Below are 19,096 nucleotides of genomic sequence, written 5' to 3' on the forward strand. Positions count from 1 at the left end.
ACCGATACTCTCGCACCGTGAGCGCCATGGACGAGTCACGTGCAGATTCTCCTGCTGTCACCGTGCGCCGGGCCCGGACTTCCGACGTTCCCGCGATCAAGGCACTGGTCGACATCTACGCCGGCCGCATCCTGCTGGAAAAGAACCTGGTGACGCTCTACGAGTCGGTCCAGGAGTTCTGGGTCGCCGAGCGCGACGGTGAGCTGGTCGGTTGCGGCGCACTGCATGTGATGTGGTCCGACCTCGGTGAGGTGCGCACCGTCGCGGTGCACCCGAAGGTCCGCGGTCAGGGCGTGGGCCACATGATCGTCGAACGGCTCCTCGACGTCGCCCGCGAGCTGGAGCTCGAGCGGATCTTCGTGCTCACCTTCGAGGTGGAATTCTTCGCGCGGCACGGCTTCCGGGAGATCGAGGGCACCCCGGTGACCGCCGAGGTCTACGAGGAGATGTGCCGGTCCTACGACACCGGTGTGGCGGAGTTCCTCGACCTGTCCTACGTCAAGCCGAACATCCTCGGCAACACCCGGATGCTGTTGAACCTCTGACCCGGCGATTTCGGCGTGCTCACGATCGCTGAGCGAACGTTTGCACGCCGAAATCGCTGATCAGTCGGCGGTGTCGTCGGTGTCGTCGGTGTCGTCGGGCTCGCCACCGCCGCGGATCGACGCCAGCGTGGCCGCGAGGTCCTCGGGTTTGACCAGCACCTGCCGGGCCTTGGACCCCTCGGACGGGCCGACGATCCCGCGGGTCTCCATCAGGTCCATCAACCGGCCCGCCTTGGCGAAGCCCACCCGCAGCTTGCGCTGCAGCATCGAGGTGGACCCGAACTGGCTGGACACCACCAGTTCGACGGCCTGCAGGAACAGGTCCATGTCGTCGCCGATGTCCGGGTCGACGTCCTTGCGTTCCCCGGTCTTGACCGCGGTGACGCCCTCGGTGTACTCCGGTTCGGCCTGTTCCTTGCAGGCGTTGACGACGGCGTGGATCTCGTCGTCCCCGACGAACGCGCCCTGCAACCGGATCGGCCGGCCGGCGCCCATCGGCAGGAACAGTCCGTCGCCCATGCCGATGAGCTTCTCCGCACCGGCCTGGTCGAGGATGACCCGGCTGTCGGTCAGCGACGAGGTGGCGAACGCCAGCCGCGACGGCACGTTGGTCTTGATCAACCCGGTCACCACGTCGACCGACGGCCGCTGGGTGGCCAGCACCAGGTGGATGCCGGCGGCCCGGGCCTTCTGGGTGATCCGCACGATCGCGTCCTCGACGTCGCGCGGGGCGGTCATCATCAGATCGGCGAGCTCGTCGACGATGGCGAGAATGTAGGGATACGGGCGGTATTCGCGCTTGCTGCCCAACGGTGCGGTGATCTCACCGGACCGCACCTTCTCGTTGAACACGTCGATGTGCCGCACCCGCGACGCCTGCATGTCCTGATACCGCTGCTCCATCTCCTCGACCAGCCAGGCCAGCGCGGCGGCGGCCTTCTTGGGTTCGGTGATGATCGGCGTGATCAGATGCGGAATGCCCTCGTAGGGAGTCAGTTCCACCATCTTCGGGTCGATCAGGATCATCCTGACCTCGTCCGGGGTGGCCCGGGCCAGCAGCGACACCAGCATCGAGTTGACGAAGCTGGACTTACCCGAACCGGTTGAACCGGCCACCAGCAGGTGCGGCATCTTCGCCAGGTTGGCCGAGATGTATTCGCCCTCAATGTCTTTACCCAGCCCGATGACCAGCGGATGATCGTCGCGGCGGGTGGACGGGGCGGTCAGCACGTCGGCGAGCCGCACCATCTCCCGGTCGGTGTTGGGAACCTCGATGCCGACCGCGGACTTGCCCGGGATGGGCGCGAGCATCCGCACGCTCTCGGTGGCCACCGCATAGGCGATGTTGCGGTGCAGCGCGGTGATCTTCTCCACCTTGACGCCGGGGCCGAGCTCGACCTCGTAGCGGGTGACGGTGGGGCCGCGGGTGCAGCCGGTGACCGCGGCGTCGACCTTGAATTCGTGCAGCACCTGGGTGATCGCCTCGACCATGCGGTCGTTGGCGGCGCTGCGCTTCTTGGGCGGGTCGCCGGCGGTCAGCAGACCCAGCGACGGCAGCGTGTACGAGCCCTCCACGACCCGGCCGAGCGAGCCGGTCTGCGGATCGCGCGCCGTGGCGGTCTTGGCGGTCTTGGCGGACTTGCGCTTGCTGGTCCGCGCCGGCGGTTCCGGCACCGTGGGCGCCTCGTCGGACAGCGGGTAGTTTTCCATCGGGCTGCCGCCGGGCCACGCCGGCGGCTCCTCGGCACCGTAGGCGGAGGCGTCGTCGTAGTAGCCGTCGGAGAAGTCCGCCCCGGCAGCCTGCGGGGAGCGGCGGCGCCCGGCGGATCCGTCCGCGTGACCCCGGTCGTCATCCCGGTCATCGTCGGCCCCGTGATCGTCCCCGTAGTCGTCCTCGGCGTAGTCCCCGTCGTAGTCGTCCCCGTCGTCGTGGTGCGCGGTGAACAACGACCGCAGCGCGGACGGCACCTCGCGGATGGTGGTGCCGGTGATCAGCAGCAGGCCGAACAGCACCCCGAGAATCAGCAGCGGCGTCGCGATCCACACCGACAGACCGTCGGCGAGCGGCCCGCCGATGGCGAATCCCACGAAGCCGGCGGCGTGCCGGCGCGCGACCGGATCGTCCGGGGCGCCGGACCACAGATGCCACAGCCCCAGCACGGGCAGCGCGATCATGGTGGCGCCCAGGATCAGCCTGGGCCGGGTGTCCGGATCGGGTTCGCTGCGCATCAACACCACCGCGATGCCGCCGACGACGATCGGCACCAGGACCACCGCGGAGCCGATCACCATCCGCAGCACGGTGTCGAGCCACTCGCCGACCGGGCGGGCGGCGTCGAACCAGGAACTCGCCGCGACCACCACCGCCACCGCGAGCAGCACCAGCGCGATGCCGTCGCGCCGATGGCCGGGATCGATGTCCCGGGCGCGGCCGACCGACCGGGCGGCCGATCCGACGCCCTTGGCGACCATGAACCAGCCCGCGCGGGCGCCCCGACCGACCGCCGCGCCGGCTCCGGCCAGCGGTGACGGGGCCGGACGGCGGGCGGGTTTACGGCGGGGTGCCGCGGGCCGCGCCGGCCGGGCGCCGCCCCGCGATTTGGCTTTTGACCTGCTGTTACGCGCGCCGGACCGGGTGGCGGTCTTACTAGCCATGATCGCAAGCCTAGTCGCAAACACCCCTTTGGCACCATCTGCAACACCGGTCACAAGCCAGGGTGGCCCGCCCGGTGGACCGCCGCGCTCAGTACAGTCGCCTGTTGTCCCGATCACATCGTGTCAGGAGTTCGCACCATGCCTGTTGTCGTCGTCGCCTCGCTCACCGCCAAACCGGAGTCGGTCGACACCGTCCGGGAGGCCTGCAAACGGGCCGTCGAGGCGGTGCACAAGGAGCCGGGATGCGACCTGTACGCGCTGCATCAGACCGATCGCACCTTCGTGTTCATCGAACAGTGGGCCGACGAGGAGGCGCTGAGGACCCACAGCGCCGCGCCCGCGGTGACGACGATGTTCGCCGAGATCGGGGAGCACCTCGACGGCGCCCCCGACATCAAGATGCTGCAGCCCGTCCCGGCGGGTGACCCCGCCAAGGGTCAGGTCCGTGGCTGACCGGCAGCCCGGGCCGGACCTCCCGCCCGGCAGGTCCGATTCGCTGCGCGGCAGGGTGGCGTTCATCACCGGGGCCGCGCGCGGGCAGGGCCGGGCGCATGCGGTGCGGCTGGCCTCCGAGGGCGCCGACGTGATCGCGGTGGACCTGTGCGATCAGATCGCGTCGGTGCCCTACCCGCTGGCCGGCGCCGACGATCTGGCGGAGACCGCCAGGATGGTCGAGGAGGCCGGCGGGCGCATCGTGGCCCGGCAGGCCGACGTCCGGGACCGCGACGGGCTGCAGCAGGCCCTGCAGGCCGGTCTCGACGAACTCGGCCGGCTGGACATCGTGATCGCCAACGCCGGCATCGCTCCCCTGCAGAGCGGCCCCGACGGATGGCGCGACGTCATCGACGTCAACCTGACCGGAGTGCACCACACCGTGGAGGTCGCCGTCCCCACCCTGGTGGAGCAGGGCGACGGCGGGTCGATCGTGTTGATCAGCTCGGTGGCCGGTCTGGTCGGGATGGGCGGCGCCAAGCCCGGTGCGCTCGGCTACACCGCGGCCAAACACGGCATCGTGGGGTTGATGCGCCAGTACGCCAACCTGTTGGCCCCGCACCACATCCGGGTGAACTCGGTGCATCCGACCGGGGTGGACACGCCGATGATCGACAACGAGTTCACCCGGCAGTTCCTGCAGCAGGTGCTCGCCGAGGCGCAGCGGCCGATGGACATGGGCAATGCCCTGCCGGTGCAGGCGATCGAACCCGAGGACGTCGCCAACGCGGTGGCGTGGCTGGTGTCCGACGCGGCCCGGTATGTCACCGGGGTGGCGCTGCCGGTGGACGCCGGCTCGGTCAACAAGCGCTGACGCGGCCGCCGGCCGGCAGGCGGCTCAGATCTCGATGACGGTCGGCACGATCATCGGTTGCCGGCGGTAGGTCTCCCCCACCCACTTGCCGACGGTACGCCGCACCGCCTGCGCGATCCGGCCGGGATCGGTGACCCGCTCGGCGGCGAGCTTCTCCAGCTCTTCCTCGACCTTCTGGGCGGCCGGTTCCAGCGCCTTCGGGTCCTCGGAGAATCCCCGCGACAACAGGTGCGCCGGGCCGGCGGGACGGCCGGTCCCGCGCCGCACCACCACGGTCACCGCCACGAAACCCGACGACAGGATCAGCCGTTCGCCCAGGGTCGCGTCCCCGACGTCGCCGGTGATCAGACCGTCGACGAACATCTTGCCCACCGGCACCGCCCCGGCGATGCGCGCCTTGCCGGCGACCAGATCGACGCTGACCCCGTTCTCGGCGAGCAGCACCGACTCCGGCGGCACGCCGGTACGCACCGCCAGCGCCGCGTTGGCGCGCAGATGCCGCCAGGTGCCGTGCACCGGCATCACGTTGCGCGGCCGCACCCCGTTGTAGAGGAACAGCAACTCCCCCGCATACGCGTGGCCCGAGACGTGAACGCGCACTTGCTGATTGGTGACGACGCGGGCGCCGATCTTGGCGAGCGCGTCGATCACACCGTAGACGGCCTCTTCGTTGCCGGGGATCAGCGAGGACGACAGCACCACCAGGTCGCCGGGCGTCAGGGTGATGCTGCGGTGCTCGCCGCGCGACATCCGGGACAGCGCCGACATCGGTTCGCCCTGGGTGCCGGTGGTGATCAGCACCACCCGCTCGGGCGGCATCATCTCCGCGGCCCCGATGTCGAGCAGATCCTCGTCGGCCACCCGCAGATAACCCAGTTCCCGGGCGATGGTCATGTTGCGCACCATCGACCGGCCCACGAACGCCACCCGCCGGCCCAGCGCGACCGCGGCGTCGATGATCTGTTGCACCCGATCGACGTTGGAGGCGAAGCAGGCGATGATCACCCGGCCCTCGGCGCCGCGGATCAACCGGTGCAGGTTCGGTCCGACTTCGCTCTCGGACGGCCCCACACCCGGGATCTCGGAGTTGGTGGAGTCGCACAGGAACAGGTCCACGCCCTCGTCCCCGAGCCGGGACATGCCGGGCAGGTCGGTGGGGCGCCCGTCCAGCGGCAGCTGATCGAGCTTGATGTCACCGGTGTGCAGCACGGTGCCGGCGCGGGTGTGCAGGGCGATCGCCAGGGCGCCGGGAATGGAGTGGTTGACCGCGAAGTACTGCGCCTCGAACACCCCGTGCCGGCTGCGCTGCCCCTCCGCGACCTGGACCAGCTTCGGTTTGATGCGGTGCTCGCGGCACTTCTCCCGCACCAGCGCCAGGGTGAACTCCGAGCCCACCACCGGGATGTCGGGGCGCAGTTTCAGCAGAAACGGCACCGCCCCGATGTGGTCCTCGTGGGCGTGGGTGAGCAGCAGCGCCTCGACGTCGTCGAGCCGGTTCTCGATGTGACGCAGATCCGGCAGGATCAGATCGACGCCGGGCTCGTCGTGTCCGGGGAACAACACCCCGCAGTCGATGATCAGCAACCGGCCGCGGTGTTCGAAAACGGTCATGTTGCGGCCGATTTCACCGATTCCGCCGAGCGCCGTGACCCGCAGCCCGCCACGCTCGAGCGGACCGGGCGGACCCAGATCTGGCGGTGGAATCGGTACCGACATCTAGCGCAGCACCGCCGCGGCCCGCATGTCGTCGGCCAGCAGCCGGAGTTGTTCGGGACCGGGCGGCACCTGCGGCAGCCGCGGATCCCCCACCTCGATTCCCAGCAGCCGCAGCCCGGCCTTGGACATGCTCACTCCACCCAGCCGCGTCTGGGCCGCGTTGAGCGGGCTCAGCGTGACGGCGATCTTGCGGGCGGTGGTCATGTCGCCGGAATTGAACGCCGTCAGCATGTCTCGCAGCTGACCGGCTGCCAGATGCCCCCACACGCTGATGAACCCGACGGCGCCGACCGCCAGCCACGGCAGGTTCAGCGAATCGTCACCGGAGTAGTAGGCCAGGCCGGTCTCGGCGATGATCTGAGCCGCGCCGTGCAGGTCGCCCTTGGCGTCCTTGATCGCGACGATGTTGCGGTGCTCGGAGAGTCGGCGGATGGTGTCCCACGCCAGCGGCACGACAGAGCGCGGCGGAATGTCGTAGAGCACGATCGGCACCTCCACCGCATCGGCGATGGTGGTGAAGTGTGCGTACAGACCGTCCTGCGGGGGCCGCGAATAGTACGGCGTGACCAGCAGCAGGCCGTGCGCGCCGGCGTCCTGACAGGCCTTGGCCAACCGCACGCTGTGGGCGGTGTCATAGGTGCCGGCGCCGGCGATGATGCGGGCCCGGTCCCCCACCGCGTCCAGCACGGTGCGCAGCAGTTGCAGCTTCTCGTCGTCGGTGGTGGTCGGGGCCTCACCGGTGGTGCCCGACACCACCAGGCCGTCGCAGCCGGCGTCGACGAGCCGGTTGGCCAGGCTCGCCGCGGCGTCGAGGTCCAGCGAGCCGTCCTTCTTGAACGGAGTAACCATCGCGGTCAGCACGGTGCCCAGTTGGGCCGTCACATCGAATCCGCCGGTACTCACGGGCGTTAGATTACCCGCTCGACCTCCGGATTCCGTAGTCCGGATGGCACCGGCTGCGTCACGCTTCGGTGGCCAGTGGGCTGGTGGCCACTTCGGTGCCGTCAGCGAGCGTCGCGATCTCGAAGTCGGCGAAGGCCGCCGGGGCGACCTCGGTCAGCCGACGCAGACATTCGATGGCCAGCCTCCGGATCTCCAGATCAGCCTGTTCGCTGGCCCGCACCGCGATGAAATGCCGCCAAGCCCGGTAGTTTCCGGTCACCACGATGCGCGTCTCGGTCGCGTTGGGCAGCACCGCTCGGGCGGCTTGACGTGCCTGTTTGCGGCGCAACACGGCGTTGGGCTGGTCGGCGAGCGCGGCCTGGAGCCGGGTCAGCAGTTCGGTGTAGGCGGCGTGGCCGGCGTCGGCGGCCGCGGTGAAGATCTCCTGCAGCTCGGGATCGTCCTCCAGACCGGGCGGCAGCACCACGCGGGCGTCGCCGTCCGGGACGTAGCGCTGCGACAGCTGCGAATAGGAGAAGTGGCGGTGCCGGATCAGCTCGTGGGTGCAGGACCGGGAGATCCCGGTGATGTAGAACGACACCGACGCGTGTTCGAGCACCGACAGGTGCCCGACGTCGATGATGTGGCGGATGTAGGCCGCGTTGGTCGCGGTCTTCGGGTTGGGTTTCGACCAGCTCTGGTAGCACGCCCGGCCGGCGAACTCCACCAGCGCCTCACCACCGTCGGCGTCGGTGCTCCACGGCACGTCGGGGGGCGCCAAGAACTCCGTCTTGGCGATCAGCTGCACTCGAAGCGGCGCGATCTCGGCCACCGGCTCACCTTAACCAGTCGCCGCCGGCCGGCGGCCGAGGTGGGCTGCGGCACCGCGGGTTCGCCGTGCGGCCAACGGCTAGATTCGACGGTGGAAGGGGTCCGGATGTTCAAGAGCCTGCACGCGATGCGGGATTTCCTGGAGCTGCAGCGCCGAATCACCGCTTCGGAGCTGGGCGATCAGCCGATGGGGGCCGCCTCGTGTGCGGTGCTCGGCGATCTGCTCGCCCGGGTCCGGGTGCTGACCGACCGGCTGCCGGCCGATGCGCCGCTCACGCTGAGCGTCCTGGACCGGCACGGCGAGGCCGCGGTGGAGACCTTCGAGCTGGTCGCCCGCGTGCTGGGGGAGATGGCGGACCTGACCCGGGAGGGCATCCGCGCCGCCGAACGTCACCGCCGGCCGTTCATCGAACGGCTGCGCACCATCGAGTCGGACGGGTTCACCGTCGACACCGTGACGTTCACCCAGGTCAGCGACGGCCGGGACTGGTCGATCCTGGACCGCGTCGAGGACCCGGCGGTGCGGGTGCAGCTGGCCGCGGAGAAGATCGCCCGCGCCGAGCAGGCCGCGGTGTATCGGGACCAGCTCAGGCAGCTGGGCGCCGAGATCACCGCGGTCGAGGTCGACTACGCCGACCGCATCCGCCGGCTCACCTCCGGCGGCGCCGGCTGAACCCCGGGGTTCAGCAGCCCTTGAGCCGGACGGCCAGGTAGTCGGTGACCTGGTCGATCGAGATCCGCTCCTGGGCCATGCTGTCGCGCTCCCGGACCGTCACGGCGTTGTCCTCCAGGGAGTCGAAGTCGACGGTCACGCAGTACGGGGTGCCGACCTCGTCCTGGCGGCGGTAGCGCCGGCCGATCGCGCCGGCGTCGTCGAACTCGACGTTCCAGTGCTGCCGCAGTTCGGCGGCCAGGTCCCGGGCCTTCGGCGACAGGTCGGCGTGCCGGGACAGCGGCAGCACCGCCACCTTGACCGGCGCCAGCCGCGGATCGAACCGCAACACCGTGCGCTTGTCGACGCCGCCCTTGGCGTTGGGCGCCTCGTCCTCGGAGTACGCGTCGATCAGGAACGCCATCAGCGACCGGGTGAGCCCGGCTGCCGGTTCGATGACGTACGGCACGTAGCGGGTGTCGGTGGCCTGGTCGTAGTACGACAGGTCGACGCCGGAATGCTTGCTGTGGGTGCTCAGGTCGAAATCGGTGCGGTTGGCGATGCCCTCCAGCTCACCCCAGGGGTCGCCGGCGAACCCGTACTTGTACTCGATGTCGACGGTGCGTTCGGCGTAGTGCGACAGCTTCTCCGGCGGATGTTCGTAGAGCCGCAGGTTGTCCCGGTCGATTCCGAGGTCGACGTACCACTGCAGCCGGGTGTCGATCCAGTACTGGTGCCATTCCTTGGCGGTGGACGGCTCGACGAAGAACTCCATCTCCATCTGCTCGAACTCGCGGGTGCGGAAGATGAAGTTGCCCGGGGTGATCTCGTTGCGGAAGCTCTTGCCGGTCTGGGCGATGCCGAACGGCGGCTTCTTGCGCGCCGTGGTGACCACGTTGGCGAAGTTGGTGAAGATGCCCTGCGCGGTCTCCGGCCGCAGATAGTGCAGACCCTCGTCGCTCTCGATCGGCCCGAGGTAGGTCTTGAGCATCATGTTGAACTCGCGGGGCTCGGTCCAGCGGCCCTTGGTGCCGCAGTCCGGGCAGACCACCTCGTCCATCGGCACGTCGTCCGGGTTGTCCAGCCCCTTCTTACCGGCCAGCGCCTCCTGGAGGTGGTCCTGACGGTGCCGCCGGTGGCAGTTGAGGCACTCCACCAGCGGGTCGTGGAAGACGTCGACGTGGCCGGACGCCACCCACACCTCGCGGGGCAGGATGATCGACGTGTCGATTCCGACGACGTCCTCGCGGGCGGTGACCATGGACTTCCACCACTGCCGCTTGATGTTCTCCTTCAGTTCCACCCCGAGCGGACCGTAGTCCCACGCGGAGCGGGTACCGCCGTAGATCTCGCCGGACTGGTAGACGAAGCCGCGCCGTTTCGCGAGGTTTGCAACCGTGTCGATGATGGACGCCACGGATCAACAGCGTAGCCGCGCCCGCCGGAGCCCCTGCCACCGGCGGGCGCGTTGACATGCGTGGTCGTGCATGTATCGTGAACCTCACATGAAAACCATTTCCGATTTCGCCTCCGCGGAGCCGTCGGTGGCGCACGGTCACCACCACGGTGTGCCGCCGTCCGAGCTGCCCCCGCGAGCGGTGCTCGAGACCGCCGGCGACCTGCTGCGGGCGCTGGCCGCCCCCGTGCGCATCGCGATCGTGTTGCAGTTGCGCGGGGCGACGCGGTGCGTCCACGAGTTGGTCGACGCGCTGGGGGTGCCGCAGCCGCTGGTCAGCCAGCATCTGCGGATCCTGAAGGCGGCCGGGGTGGTGGCCGGGGAGCGGTCCGGCCGCGAGGTGATGTATCGCCTCGTCGACGAGCATCTGGTGGACATCGTCGTCGCCGCGGTCAGCCACGCCGGTGAGGGCGAGCCGTGAGCCGAGCCACCGGCCTCCGGTCCACCCGGCAACGGGCCGCGGTGTCGGCGCTGCTGGACAAGATCGACGACTTCCGATCCGCTCAGGAACTGCACGACGAACTCCGCCGGCGCGGTGAGGTCATCGGCCTTACCACGGTGTACCGCACCCTGCAGTCGATGGCGGCGGCCGGGCTGGTCGACACGCTGCGCACCGACACCGGTGAATCGCTGTACCGGCGGTGCTCCGAGGACCACCATCACCATCTGGTGTGCCGGGCGTGCGGCGCCACGGTGGAGGTGAAGGGCCGGGAGGTGGAGGCCTGGGCCGCCGCGGTCGCCGACGAGCACGGCTACTCCGACGTCAGCCACACCATCGAGATCTTCGGGCGGTGCCCACGCTGCACCGCGCCCCCCTCGAACAACTAGATCCGCCTGGATCCGCCGCCGCGAGAGCGATCAGGCCCGAGAGATCAGGCCCGGCCGAAGCGCCGGTTGCGCCGCACGTACTCCTCACACGCCGCCCACAGATCGCGCCGGTCGTAGTCGGGCCACAGCTTGTCCTGGAACACGAACTCGGCGTAGGCCGACTGCCAGAGCAAAAAGTTGCTGGCCCGCTGCTCACCGGAGGTGCGGATGAACAGGTCCACGTCCGGGATGTCGGGGCGGTGCAGATGCCGGGCGACGGTCTTCTCGGTGATCCGGTCCGGATTGATCCGGCCGGCGACCGCCTCCTTGGCGATCGAGCGGGCCGCCTCGGTGATCTCGGCCCGGCCGCCGTAGTTCACGCAGTAGTTGATGGTGATGACGTCGTTGTCCAACGTCATGTTCTCGGCGATCTCGAATTCCTTGATCACGCTGCGCCACATCCGGGGGCGGGAGCCCACCCAGCGCATCTTCACACCCATGTCGTTGAGGTTCTCCCGACGGCGCCGCACCACCTCCCGGTTGAAGCCCATCAGGAAGCGCACCTCTTCGGGGCTGCGTTTCCAGTTCTCGGTGGAGAACGCGTAGACGGTGAGGTGTTTGATGCCGATCTCGATCGCCCCGCAGGTGATGTCGATGAGCACCGCCTCGCCCATCTTGTGACCCTCGGTGCGGTGCAGGCCCCGTTGGGTGGCCCAGCGGCCGTTCCCGTCCATCACCACCGCGACGTGGTTGGGCACCTGATCGGCCGGAATCCGCGGCGCGACCGCCCTGGAGGGGTGTTGCGGGGGACGGGCGAACCTGCCGTTGGTGTTGGGCGGCAGCTCCGGGAACACCACCGGCCACGTCGACTTGTCCGGGAAGGTCGGATAGTCCGCCGGCGGCGCCGGGAGCTGCGGATACACCTGTGACGAGCCCGTGTGCCCGCGCTCAGCCGACCACCGCTTGGCCGTCCGGTCCCCTTCCCGCTTCGACACCATGGGCCATATCCTGCCCGAACCCCGCGGCGCGGTGATCGGCAGCCACCGCGGCGCGGTGCTCAGCAAGGGTGCGGTCCACCCGGTGGGATCGCTCGACCAGCGGCAACGTTCGCAGCTTGCGTTCGAGGTGCCACTGCAGGTGCGCCGCGATCAGACCGCTGGCCTGACTGCGGTGCGCCGGCGAGGAGGCCTGGGCGAACTCCCAGTCCCCGTCGTGCAGCGCGCTCATCAACTCCAGCACCGCCTGCGGCGGGGTCACCGCCCCGGCCGGCCGGCAGTGCAGGCAGACGCTGCCGCCGGCGGCGATGTGGAAGGCCCGGTGCGGGCCCGGCGCGGCGCACCGGGCACATTCGGTCAACGCGGGCGCCCATCCGGCGATCCCCATGGCGCGCAACAGATACGCGTCGAGCACCAGATCGCGCGGGCGGCTGCCGTCGGCCACCGCGCGCAGGGCGGCGACGGTCAGCCGATGCAACGCCGGCACCGGGGCGCGCTCCTCCCCGGCGAGCCGTTCGGCGGTCTCCAGCATGGCGCAGGCGCAGGTGTAACGGCCGTAATCGCTGACGATGTCGGCCGCGAACGCGTCGATGGCCTGCACCTGGGTCACGATGTCGAGGTTGCGTCCGGGATGGAGCTGAACGTCGATGTGGGCGAACGGTTCCAGCCGGGCGCCGAACTTGCTGCGGGTGCGCCGCACCCCCTTGGCCACCGCGCGCACCAAACCGTGCTCACGGGTGAGCAGGGTGACGATCCGGTCCGCCTCGCCGAGCTTGTGCTGGCGAAGCACCACCGCACGATCCCGGTACAGCCGCATTGCACCAGTCTCCCATCGCGACCCCACACCGCCCGCACGCAGCGCCGGATATCCTCGAAAACGATGGTCGACGCGTACAAACCCCCAGCCAAGCTGCCGACCCTCACCGACCTGCTCTACCAGCTGGCGAGCGGTGCCGTCACCTCCCAGGAACTGGTACGCCGGTCGTTGCGGGCAATCGAGGCCAGCCAGTCGACCCTGAACGCGTTCCGGGTGGTGCTGGCCGATCGAGCGCTGGCCGAGGCCGCCGAAGCGGACCGCAAACGCGCTGCGGGCGAACATCTTCCGCTGCTGGGCGTGCCGATCGCCGTCAAAGACGACGTGGACATCGCAGGGGTACCCACCCGGTTCGGCGCTGTCGGCGATGTGCCGCCGGCCACCGAGGACGCCGAGGTGGTGCGCCGGCTGCGCGCCGCCGGGGCGGTCATCGTCGGCAAGACCCACACCTGTGAACTGGGCCAGTGGCCGTTCACCAGCGGCCCGGCGTTCGGCCACACCCGCAATCCGTGGTCGCCCCGGCACACCCCGGGCGGCTCCTCGGGCGGCAGCGCCGCAGCGGTGGCGGCCGGCCTGGTCACCGCCGCCATCGGCTCCGACGGCGCGGGCAGTGTGCGGATTCCCGCCGCCTGGACACATCTGGTCGGGATCAAACCGCAGCGCGGCCGGATCTCCACCTGGCCGTTGCCGGAGGCGTTCAACGGCATCACCGTGCACGGGGTGCTGGCCCGCACCGTCACCGACGCGGCGCTGGTGCTCGACGCGGCGTCGGGCAATGCGCCCGGTGATCTGCACCAGCCGCCACCGGTCCGGGTGTCGGACTATGTCGGGCAGGCGCCCGGCCCACTGAGGATCGCGGTGTCGACCAAGTTCCCGTTCACGCTGTTCCGCGCGAAGCTGCATCCGGAGATCCGGGCCGCCGTGCAGACCGTGGCCGACCAACTCGAACAACTCGGCCACACCGTGTTCCCCGCCGATCCGGAATACACCGTGGGCATGTCGTGGAGTTTCCTGTCCCGGTCCACCGCCGGACTGCTGGACTGGTCCCGCCGGCTCGGTGACAACGTGCTGTGGGACAAACGCACCGTGGCCAACATGCGGCTGGGCCGGCTGCTGTCGGAGAGCGCGCTGCGCAAGGCGCGGGCCCGGGAGGCGGCCGCCCAGCGGCGGATGAGCTGGATCTTCAACATCGCCGATGTGGTGTTGGCGCCGACGACGGCGCTGCCGCCGCCGGAGGTGCACGCCTTCGATCAGCTCGGCGGGCTGGCCACCGACCGGCTGATGATCAAGGCCTGCCCCGTCACCTGGCCGTGGAATCTGCTCGGCTGGCCGTCGATCAACGTGCCGGCCGGTTTCACCTCCGACGGACTGCCGATCGGGGTGCAGCTGATGGGGCCGGCGAACAGCGAGCCGCTGCTCGTCTCGCTGGCCGCCGCGCTGGAGGGCATCAACGGCTGGGCCGCGCGGCAGCCCCGGCCGTGGTGGCTCACTCCCCCGGCCGCCCCGCCCGCCCCGGCGCCCGCGCCGGCCCGCGAGTTGCGGGCGTCGGCCTGACCGGAAACCCCGGCCGGCGGGCGGCACCCGGGCGGGCGGCACCCAGGAGATGAGTGGCCCGGTACTCACGGCTGCGCGCTGACCGGTCGTAACGTCAAAGTGCACGGGGGGTTCTGCCGTGCCGTCCCGTCCATGGAGTGAACGGAGGGGATCCATGGCCACCACACCATCGACGTTGCTGGCACCGGCCGCGGCGGCGCTGACCGTCTTCGCCGGCGCGGTCGTTCCGGTCCCGGCACACGCCCAACCACTGCCCTACGGTCCCGACACCTGCATCCAGGGTTTCGTCTGGCGGGAGGCCCGTCCCGGTGACACGGTGTGCGTGACCCCGGCGGTACGCACCCGCACCGCCCAGGAGAACGCCAACGCCGCCCAGAACCGGGAACCGGGCGGCGGCGCGTACGGACCGGACACCTGCAAGCAGGGTTTCGTCTGGCGAGAGGCGTTTCCGGGCGACACCGTGTGCGTGACCCCGGCGGTGCGGTCCGAGGCGGCCGCCGACAACGCCGCCGCGGGATCGCGCAAACAGGCCAACGCGCCCGCGCCGGCAGCACCGGCGGCGCCGCCACGTAACCCGATCTGCGACTTCAACATCCCGTTCGCCCCCGGATGCTGACCCGACGAGCGATCAGAAGCCCAGGCGGCCCAACTGTTTGGGGTCGCGCTGCCAGTTCTTGGCGACCTTGACCCGCAGGTCCAGAAACACCTTCGTGCCGAGCAGTTTCTCGATCTGCTGACGGGCCGCGGTGCCGACCTCACGCAGCCGGGAGCCGCCCCGGCCGATCACGATGCCCTTCTGGCTGTCGCGTTCGACGTAGAGGATCGCGTGCACGTCGATGAGATCATCGCGGTCGGGCCGCTTCTCGACCTCGTCGATGACCACGGCCAGCGAGTGCGGCAGTTCGTCGCGGACGCCTTCCAGCGCCGCCTCCCGGATGAGTTCGGCCATCAGCGTCTCCTCCGGCTCGTCGGTGAGCTCACCGTCGGGGTAGAACGCCGGCCCCGGGGGCAGCTGCGCGGCCAGCACCTCGATCAGCACATCGGTCTGTTCCCCGGTGACCGCCGAGACGGGCACGATCTCGACGTCGGGACCGACCAGTTCGCTCACCGCGATGAGCTGTTCGGCGACCCGGTGTTTGGGCACCTTGTCGATCTTGGTGACGATCGCGACCAGGGTGGTGTCGGGGGCCACCGCCCGGATCTGATCGTGAATCCAGCGGTCCCCCGGCCCGATCGCCTCGTCGGCCGGGATGCACAACCCGATGACGTCGACCGTCGAGTAGGTGTCCTTCACCAGATCGTTGAGCCGCTGACCCAGCAGGGTGCGGGGGCGGTGCAGACCGGGGGTGTCGACGAGGACGATCTGGAAGTTCTCCCGGTGCACGATGCCGCGAATGGTGTGCCGGGTGGTCTGCGGCCGGTTCGAGGTGATCGCGACCTTCGCACCCACCAGCGCGTTGGTCAGCGTCGACTTGCCGGTGTTCGGCCGGCCGACCAGACACACGAAACCGGACCGGAATTCGCCGTTCCCGCGGGAGTCCTCCGGCCCCGATCCGCTCGGGCTGACATCCTGCGCGGTCACACCGGACGCCCCGATCGATCCGTCACGATCACCGCGGCGTCGGCCGACAGCTCGCGCACCGCCGCCACCCCGGCATCGTCGTGTGACCCGCCGACGAGCACGGCGGCCTCCACACCGGTCGCCCCACTGGACACCGCGGCGGCCACCGCCGATTGCAGAGCGGTCAGCCGCAGCGCCGACAGGGCCACCGGCGCACCGGCGTAGGTGCGGCCGTCGACGTCTCGGACCGCGGCGCCACTGGCCGCCTCGGCCCGCGCCATCGCCCCGCGGGCCAACACCACCAATTTGGCGTCCTCGTCGGACAGTTCAGTCATCGGCTCCGTCCCTGTCTTCGGTGTCGTCAGCGTCCTCCGGTTCCACGGGGCTGACCAGCACCGTACCGATCCGTACCCGGCCGCGGTGGTCCGGTCCGCCCTCGGCCCGCAGCCGCAGCCCGTCCCAGGTCACCTCGGCGCCGGGCAGCGGCACCCGGCCGAGCTCCAGCGCGACCAGCCCACCGACGGTGTCCACGTCGAGATCACCGTCGAATTCGCGTCCGTACAGTTCGCCGAGATCCTCGATCGGCAACCGGGCCGACACCCGGTACCGGTTGTCGCCCAGGTCCTCGATCGGCGCCACCTCGTCGGTGTCGTACTCGTCGGCGATCTCACCGACGATCTCCTCCAGCACGTCCTCGATGGTGACCAGCCCGGCGATGGCGCCGTACTCGTCGACCAGCAGGGCCATGTGGTTGCGGTCGCGCTGCATCTCCCGCAGCAGCTCGTCGAGCGGTTTGGAGTCCGGCACGAACACCGCCGGCCGCATCACCTCCGACACCAGCGTGCCGCGCCCACCGTCGGTGGAGTAATAGGTGCGCTGCACAAGGTCTTTCAGGTACACCACCCCGACGATGTCGTCGACGTTCTCCCCGATCACCGGGATCCGGGAGTGCCCGCTGCGCACCGCGAGCGAGGTGGCCTGCCCGGCGGTCTTGTCCTGTTCGATCCAGACCATCTCGGTGCGCGGCACCATCACCTCCCGCGCAGGGGTGTCGCCGAGTTCGAACACCGACTGGATCATCCGGCGTTCGTCGTCGGCCACCACCCCGCGCTGCTGGGCCAGGTCGACGACCTCACGCAGCTCGATCTCGGAGGCGAACGGGCCGTTGCGGAATCCGCGACCCGGTGTCAGCGCGTTGCCGAGCAGCACCAGCAGCCGGCTGATCGGGGTGAGCAGCACCGAGATCGTCTGCAGCGGAAGGGCGGCCATCAACGCGATGCTGTAGGCGTTCTGCCGTCCGACGGTGCGCGGCCCCACCCCGATGGCCACGAAGCTCACCACCACCATCACCGCGGCGGCGGTCACCATCCCCCAGCGCAGGCCCAGGTACCCGTCCAGGAAAGCCACCAGCAGCACCGTCGCCGACACCTCGCAGGCGATCCGCAACAGCACGATCAGGTTGACGTATTTGGGCCGGTCGGCGACCACCCGGGCCAGCCGCACCGCGCCCGGACGCTCATCGCGCACCAACTCCCCGACCCGCGCCGTCGACACCGTGTTCAGCGCCGAGTCCACCGCCGCCAGCACCCCGGCGAGCGCGACCAGGACGACCGCCGCGACGAGTTGGGCCAGGCCGCTCACAGCTGGTCGAAGTACCTGGACTTGTCCAGCAGCCGCCGGTCCTTCTCGCTCTGCAGCTCCTGGTGATAGGCCTCCACCTGGTCAGCCACCCACTCCTCGAGCAGCCGCCGTTGCAGCGCGAACATCTCCTTCTCCTCCTCGGGCTCGGCGTGGTCGTAGCCGAGGAGATGCAGCACACCGTGCACGGTGAGCAACGCCAGCTCCTGACCCAGCGAATGACCGGCCGCGGCGGCCTGCTCGGCGGCGAACTCCGGGCACAGCACGATGTCCCCGAGCATCGCCGGCCCCGGTTCGGCGGCGTCGGGCCGGCCACCGGGTTCCAGCTCGTCCATCGGGAAGCTCATCACGTCGGTCGGTCCCGGCAGATCCATCCACCGCATGTGCAGATCGGCCATCGCGGCGGGATCGAGCAGGACCATCGACAGCTCGGCGGCCGGATGGACGTTCATCTTCTCGATCACGAACCGGGCGACGCTGATCAGTTCCTCTTCACAGACGTCGATACCGGACTCGTTGGAGACTTCGATACTCATCGGCTCCGCCTGGGGATACTCATCGGCTCCGCCTGGGGATACTCATCGGCGCCCTCGCTACCGCCGCGGGCGCGAACCAGCCGCCCGCCGCTGCGCCCGATTCATCAGAGCCGGCGTCTCGGCCTTCTCATAGGCGTCGACGATCTCCGACACCAGCCGGTGCCGCACCACGTCGGCGCTGGTCAGCTCGGAGAAATGGATGTCATCGATGTCGCCGAGGATCTTCATGGCCGCCCGCAACCCCGAGGTCGCGCCGCCGGGCAGGTCGACCTGGGTGACGTCACCGGTCACGACGATCTTCGACCCGAAGCCCAACCGGGTCAGGAACATCTTCATCTGCTCGGCGGTGGTGTTCTGCGCCTCGTCGAGGATGATGAACGCGTCGTTGAGCGTGCGGCCCCGCATGTAGCCGAGGGGTGCGACCTCGATCACCCCGGCGCTCATCAGCTTGGGGATCAGCTCTGGGTCCATCATGTCGTGCAGCGCGTCGTAGAGCGGCCGCAGATACGGGTCGATCTTCTCGCTCAGCGTCCCGGGCAGAAAGCCCAGCCGTTCGCCGGCCTCCACCGCCGGGCGGGTGAGGATGATCCGGTTGACCTGTTTGGCCTGCAACGCGCTGACCGCCTTGGCCATCGCCAGATACGTCTTGCCGGTGCCGGCCGGCCCCACCCCGAACACGATGGTGTGCGCGTCGATCGCGTCGACGTAACGCTTCTGGTTCAGCGTCTTGGGCCGGATCGTCTTGCCGCGGCGGGACAGGATGTCCAGCGTCAGCACTTCGGCCGGCGATTCGTTCCCCGACCCGGTGAGCATCGAGACGCTGTGCCGGATCGCGTCCGGGGTCAGCGGATGGCCGCTGCCGACGATGGTGACCAGTTCGGAGATGACCCGCTCGGCCAGCGCGACGTCGGCGGACTCGCCGGTGAAGGTGATCGCGTTGCCGCGCACGTGCAGATCGGCGGCCAGGAGGTCTTCGATGGTGCGGAGATTCTCGTCGGCGGAGCCGAGCAGGCCCACCACGAGGTCGGGCGGAACGGTGATGCTGCTGCGGACGGCGGCGACCGATGCGTCCGAACCAGCGGAGGTCTCGCGGGGCGTCACGTGGTGTTTTCTGCCTGCCTTCTTTCTCGAGCCTGGGTTGACCGCCA

The 19,096-nt window shown here is 69.7% G+C and carries 20 protein-coding genes; 8 read left to right on the forward strand and 12 right to left on the reverse strand.

Going from position 1 to position 19,096, the window contains the following annotated elements:
- Positions 1 to 26: 26 nt before the first annotated feature.
- The gene (locus CKW28_RS13785) at positions 27 to 545 is read left to right on the forward strand and encodes an amino-acid N-acetyltransferase (protein WP_085975144.1); all 519 of its coding nucleotides are present in this window, start codon (positions 27 to 29) and stop codon (positions 543 to 545) included.
- 60 nt (positions 546 to 605) lie between these two features.
- Here CKW28_RS13785 and CKW28_RS13790 read toward each other — a convergent pair whose 3' ends face one another.
- Positions 606 to 3,200 carry an FtsK/SpoIIIE family DNA translocase gene (locus tag CKW28_RS13790; RefSeq protein ID WP_085975145.1) on the reverse strand — a complete coding sequence of 865 codons (2,595 nt, stop codon included), beginning with the start codon at positions 3,198 to 3,200 and terminating at the stop codon, positions 606 to 608.
- A gap of 138 nt (positions 3,201 to 3,338) precedes the next feature.
- On the opposite strand from CKW28_RS13790, the gene CKW28_RS13795 reads away from it, so the two are divergent.
- Together CKW28_RS13795 and CKW28_RS13800 are read left to right on the forward strand one after the other, a co-directional pair.
- The gene (locus CKW28_RS13795) at positions 3,339 to 3,653 is read left to right on the forward strand and encodes a putative quinol monooxygenase (protein WP_003926834.1); all 315 of its coding nucleotides are present in this window, start codon (positions 3,339 to 3,341) and stop codon (positions 3,651 to 3,653) included.
- A complete protein-coding gene (locus CKW28_RS13800) occupies positions 3,646 to 4,506 on the forward strand; it encodes a mycofactocin-coupled SDR family oxidoreductase (RefSeq protein WP_003926835.1) in 861 nt (286 codons plus the stop codon). The genes CKW28_RS13795 and CKW28_RS13800 overlap by 8 nt, the downstream gene beginning before the upstream one ends.
- A 24-nt stretch (positions 4,507 to 4,530) precedes the next feature.
- Here the strand turns inward: CKW28_RS13800 and CKW28_RS13805 are convergent, their stop codons facing one another.
- From CKW28_RS13805 to thyX, 3 genes are read right to left on the reverse strand one after another with little or no spacing between them, the layout of a single operon-like run.
- The gene (locus tag CKW28_RS13805; protein WP_003926836.1) at positions 4,531 to 6,222 is read right to left on the reverse strand and encodes a ribonuclease J; all 1,692 of its coding nucleotides are present in this window, start codon (positions 6,220 to 6,222) and stop codon (positions 4,531 to 4,533) included.
- Positions 6,223 to 7,125, reverse strand: a complete 903-nt coding sequence (gene dapA, locus CKW28_RS13810; protein WP_003926837.1) for a 4-hydroxy-tetrahydrodipicolinate synthase — start codon at positions 7,123 to 7,125, stop codon at positions 6,223 to 6,225.
- 58 nt (positions 7,126 to 7,183) lie between these two features.
- Positions 7,184 to 7,936 (reverse strand): FAD-dependent thymidylate synthase, encoded by a 753-nt coding sequence (gene thyX / locus CKW28_RS13815; RefSeq protein ID WP_003926838.1) that lies wholly within the window; start codon positions 7,934 to 7,936, stop codon positions 7,184 to 7,186.
- Positions 7,937 to 8,041: 105 nt separating this feature from the next.
- On the opposite strand from thyX, the gene CKW28_RS13820 reads away from it, so the two are divergent.
- Complete coding sequence (locus CKW28_RS13820; RefSeq protein WP_003926839.1) at positions 8,042 to 8,608, forward strand: hypothetical protein; 567 nt, start codon at positions 8,042 to 8,044, stop codon at positions 8,606 to 8,608.
- Between the two features lie 10 nt (positions 8,609 to 8,618).
- Here CKW28_RS13820 and CKW28_RS13825 read toward each other — a convergent pair whose 3' ends face one another.
- The gene (locus CKW28_RS13825; RefSeq protein ID WP_003926840.1) at positions 8,619 to 10,004 is read right to left on the reverse strand and encodes a glycine--tRNA ligase; all 1,386 of its coding nucleotides are present in this window, start codon (positions 10,002 to 10,004) and stop codon (positions 8,619 to 8,621) included.
- An 88-nt stretch (positions 10,005 to 10,092) separates the two neighbouring features.
- Between CKW28_RS13825 and CKW28_RS13830 the strand changes: the two genes are divergently transcribed.
- The gene (locus CKW28_RS13830; protein WP_003926841.1) at positions 10,093 to 10,464 is read left to right on the forward strand and encodes an ArsR/SmtB family transcription factor; all 372 of its coding nucleotides are present in this window, start codon (positions 10,093 to 10,095) and stop codon (positions 10,462 to 10,464) included.
- The gene (locus CKW28_RS13835) at positions 10,461 to 10,871 is read left to right on the forward strand and encodes a Fur family transcriptional regulator (RefSeq protein WP_003926842.1); all 411 of its coding nucleotides are present in this window, start codon (positions 10,461 to 10,463) and stop codon (positions 10,869 to 10,871) included. The genes CKW28_RS13830 and CKW28_RS13835 overlap by 4 nt, the downstream gene beginning before the upstream one ends.
- Positions 10,872 to 10,915: 44 nt before the next feature.
- On the opposite strand, the gene CKW28_RS13840 is transcribed toward CKW28_RS13835, so the two are convergent.
- Both CKW28_RS13840 and recO read right to left on the reverse strand, forming a co-directional pair.
- Positions 10,916 to 11,848 carry a decaprenyl diphosphate synthase gene (locus CKW28_RS13840; RefSeq protein WP_003926843.1) on the reverse strand — a complete coding sequence of 311 codons (933 nt, stop codon included), beginning with the start codon at positions 11,846 to 11,848 and terminating at the stop codon, positions 10,916 to 10,918.
- On the reverse strand, positions 11,799 to 12,662 hold the full coding sequence (gene recO, locus CKW28_RS13845; RefSeq protein WP_003926844.1) for a DNA repair protein RecO: 864 nt from the start codon (positions 12,660 to 12,662) through the stop codon (positions 11,799 to 11,801). Before recO ends, CKW28_RS13840 begins: the two co-directional genes overlap by 50 nt.
- A gap of 63 nt (positions 12,663 to 12,725) precedes the next feature.
- On the opposite strand from recO, the gene CKW28_RS13850 reads away from it, so the two are divergent.
- Together CKW28_RS13850 and CKW28_RS13855 are read left to right on the forward strand one after the other, a co-directional pair.
- A complete protein-coding gene (locus CKW28_RS13850; RefSeq protein ID WP_003926845.1) occupies positions 12,726 to 14,213 on the forward strand; it encodes an amidase in 1,488 nt (495 codons plus the stop codon).
- A gap of 154 nt (positions 14,214 to 14,367) precedes the next feature.
- The gene (locus tag CKW28_RS13855) at positions 14,368 to 14,829 is read left to right on the forward strand and encodes a hypothetical protein (protein ID WP_003926846.1); all 462 of its coding nucleotides are present in this window, start codon (positions 14,368 to 14,370) and stop codon (positions 14,827 to 14,829) included.
- Positions 14,830 to 14,841: 12 nt separating this feature from the next.
- Here CKW28_RS13855 and era read toward each other — a convergent pair whose 3' ends face one another.
- The 5 genes from era to CKW28_RS13880 are packed head-to-tail and all read right to left on the reverse strand — an operon-like array spanning position 14,842 to position 19,049.
- Positions 14,842 to 15,795 (reverse strand): GTPase Era, encoded by a 954-nt coding sequence (gene era, locus CKW28_RS13860; RefSeq protein ID WP_003926847.1) that lies wholly within the window; start codon positions 15,793 to 15,795, stop codon positions 14,842 to 14,844.
- Positions 15,792 to 16,109 carry a cytidine deaminase-like protein gene (locus CKW28_RS13865; RefSeq protein ID WP_003926848.1) on the reverse strand — a complete coding sequence of 106 codons (318 nt, stop codon included), beginning with the start codon at positions 16,107 to 16,109 and terminating at the stop codon, positions 15,792 to 15,794. Before CKW28_RS13865 ends, era begins: the two co-directional genes overlap by 4 nt.
- Entirely contained in the window at positions 16,102 to 17,415 is a 1,314-nt protein-coding gene (locus tag CKW28_RS13870; protein ID WP_003926849.1) for a hemolysin family protein, read from the reverse strand. The genes CKW28_RS13865 and CKW28_RS13870 overlap by 8 nt, the downstream gene beginning before the upstream one ends.
- The gene (gene ybeY, locus CKW28_RS13875) at positions 17,412 to 17,948 is read right to left on the reverse strand and encodes an rRNA maturation RNase YbeY (RefSeq protein WP_003926850.1); all 537 of its coding nucleotides are present in this window, start codon (positions 17,946 to 17,948) and stop codon (positions 17,412 to 17,414) included. Before ybeY ends, CKW28_RS13870 begins: the two co-directional genes overlap by 4 nt.
- 57 nt (positions 17,949 to 18,005) lie before the next feature.
- A complete protein-coding gene (locus CKW28_RS13880; protein ID WP_003926851.1) occupies positions 18,006 to 19,049 on the reverse strand; it encodes a PhoH family protein in 1,044 nt (347 codons plus the stop codon).
- Between the last annotated feature and the right edge of the window lie 47 nt (positions 19,050 to 19,096).

Source organism: Mycolicibacterium thermoresistibile (assembly GCF_900187065.1).
Classification (GTDB): Bacteria; Actinomycetota; Actinomycetes; order Mycobacteriales; family Mycobacteriaceae; genus Mycobacterium; species Mycobacterium thermoresistibile.

Excerpts from the sequence above, each read along its gene's own strand:
- CKW28_RS13785 (WP_085975144.1), top strand. The coding sequence starts at position 27 with ATGGACGAGTCACGTGCAGATTCTCCTGCTGTCACCGTGCGCCGGGCC.
- CKW28_RS13840 (WP_003926843.1), bottom strand. The coding sequence starts at position 11,848 with ATGGTGTCGAAGCGGGAAGGGGACCGGACGGCCAAGCGGTGGTCGGCT.
- CKW28_RS13850 (WP_003926845.1), top strand. The coding sequence starts at position 12,726 with ATGGTCGACGCGTACAAACCCCCAGCCAAGCTGCCGACCCTCACCGAC.
- ybeY (WP_003926850.1), bottom strand. The coding sequence starts at position 17,948 with ATGAGTATCGAAGTCTCCAACGAGTCCGGTATCGACGTCTGTGAAGAG.
- CKW28_RS13865 (WP_003926848.1), bottom strand. The coding sequence starts at position 16,109 with ATGACTGAACTGTCCGACGAGGACGCCAAATTGGTGGTGTTGGCCCGC.
- CKW28_RS13855 (WP_003926846.1), top strand. The coding sequence starts at position 14,368 with ATGGCCACCACACCATCGACGTTGCTGGCACCGGCCGCGGCGGCGCTG.
- recO (WP_003926844.1), bottom strand. The coding sequence starts at position 12,662 with ATGCGGCTGTACCGGGATCGTGCGGTGGTGCTTCGCCAGCACAAGCTC.
- CKW28_RS13790 (WP_085975145.1), bottom strand. The coding sequence starts at position 3,200 with ATGGCTAGTAAGACCGCCACCCGGTCCGGCGCGCGTAACAGCAGGTCA.
- CKW28_RS13820 (WP_003926839.1), top strand. The coding sequence starts at position 8,042 with ATGTTCAAGAGCCTGCACGCGATGCGGGATTTCCTGGAGCTGCAGCGC.
- CKW28_RS13795 (WP_003926834.1), top strand. The coding sequence starts at position 3,339 with ATGCCTGTTGTCGTCGTCGCCTCGCTCACCGCCAAACCGGAGTCGGTC.
- CKW28_RS13805 (WP_003926836.1), bottom strand. The coding sequence starts at position 6,222 with ATGTCGGTACCGATTCCACCGCCAGATCTGGGTCCGCCCGGTCCGCTC.
- CKW28_RS13830 (WP_003926841.1), top strand. The coding sequence starts at position 10,093 with ATGAAAACCATTTCCGATTTCGCCTCCGCGGAGCCGTCGGTGGCGCAC.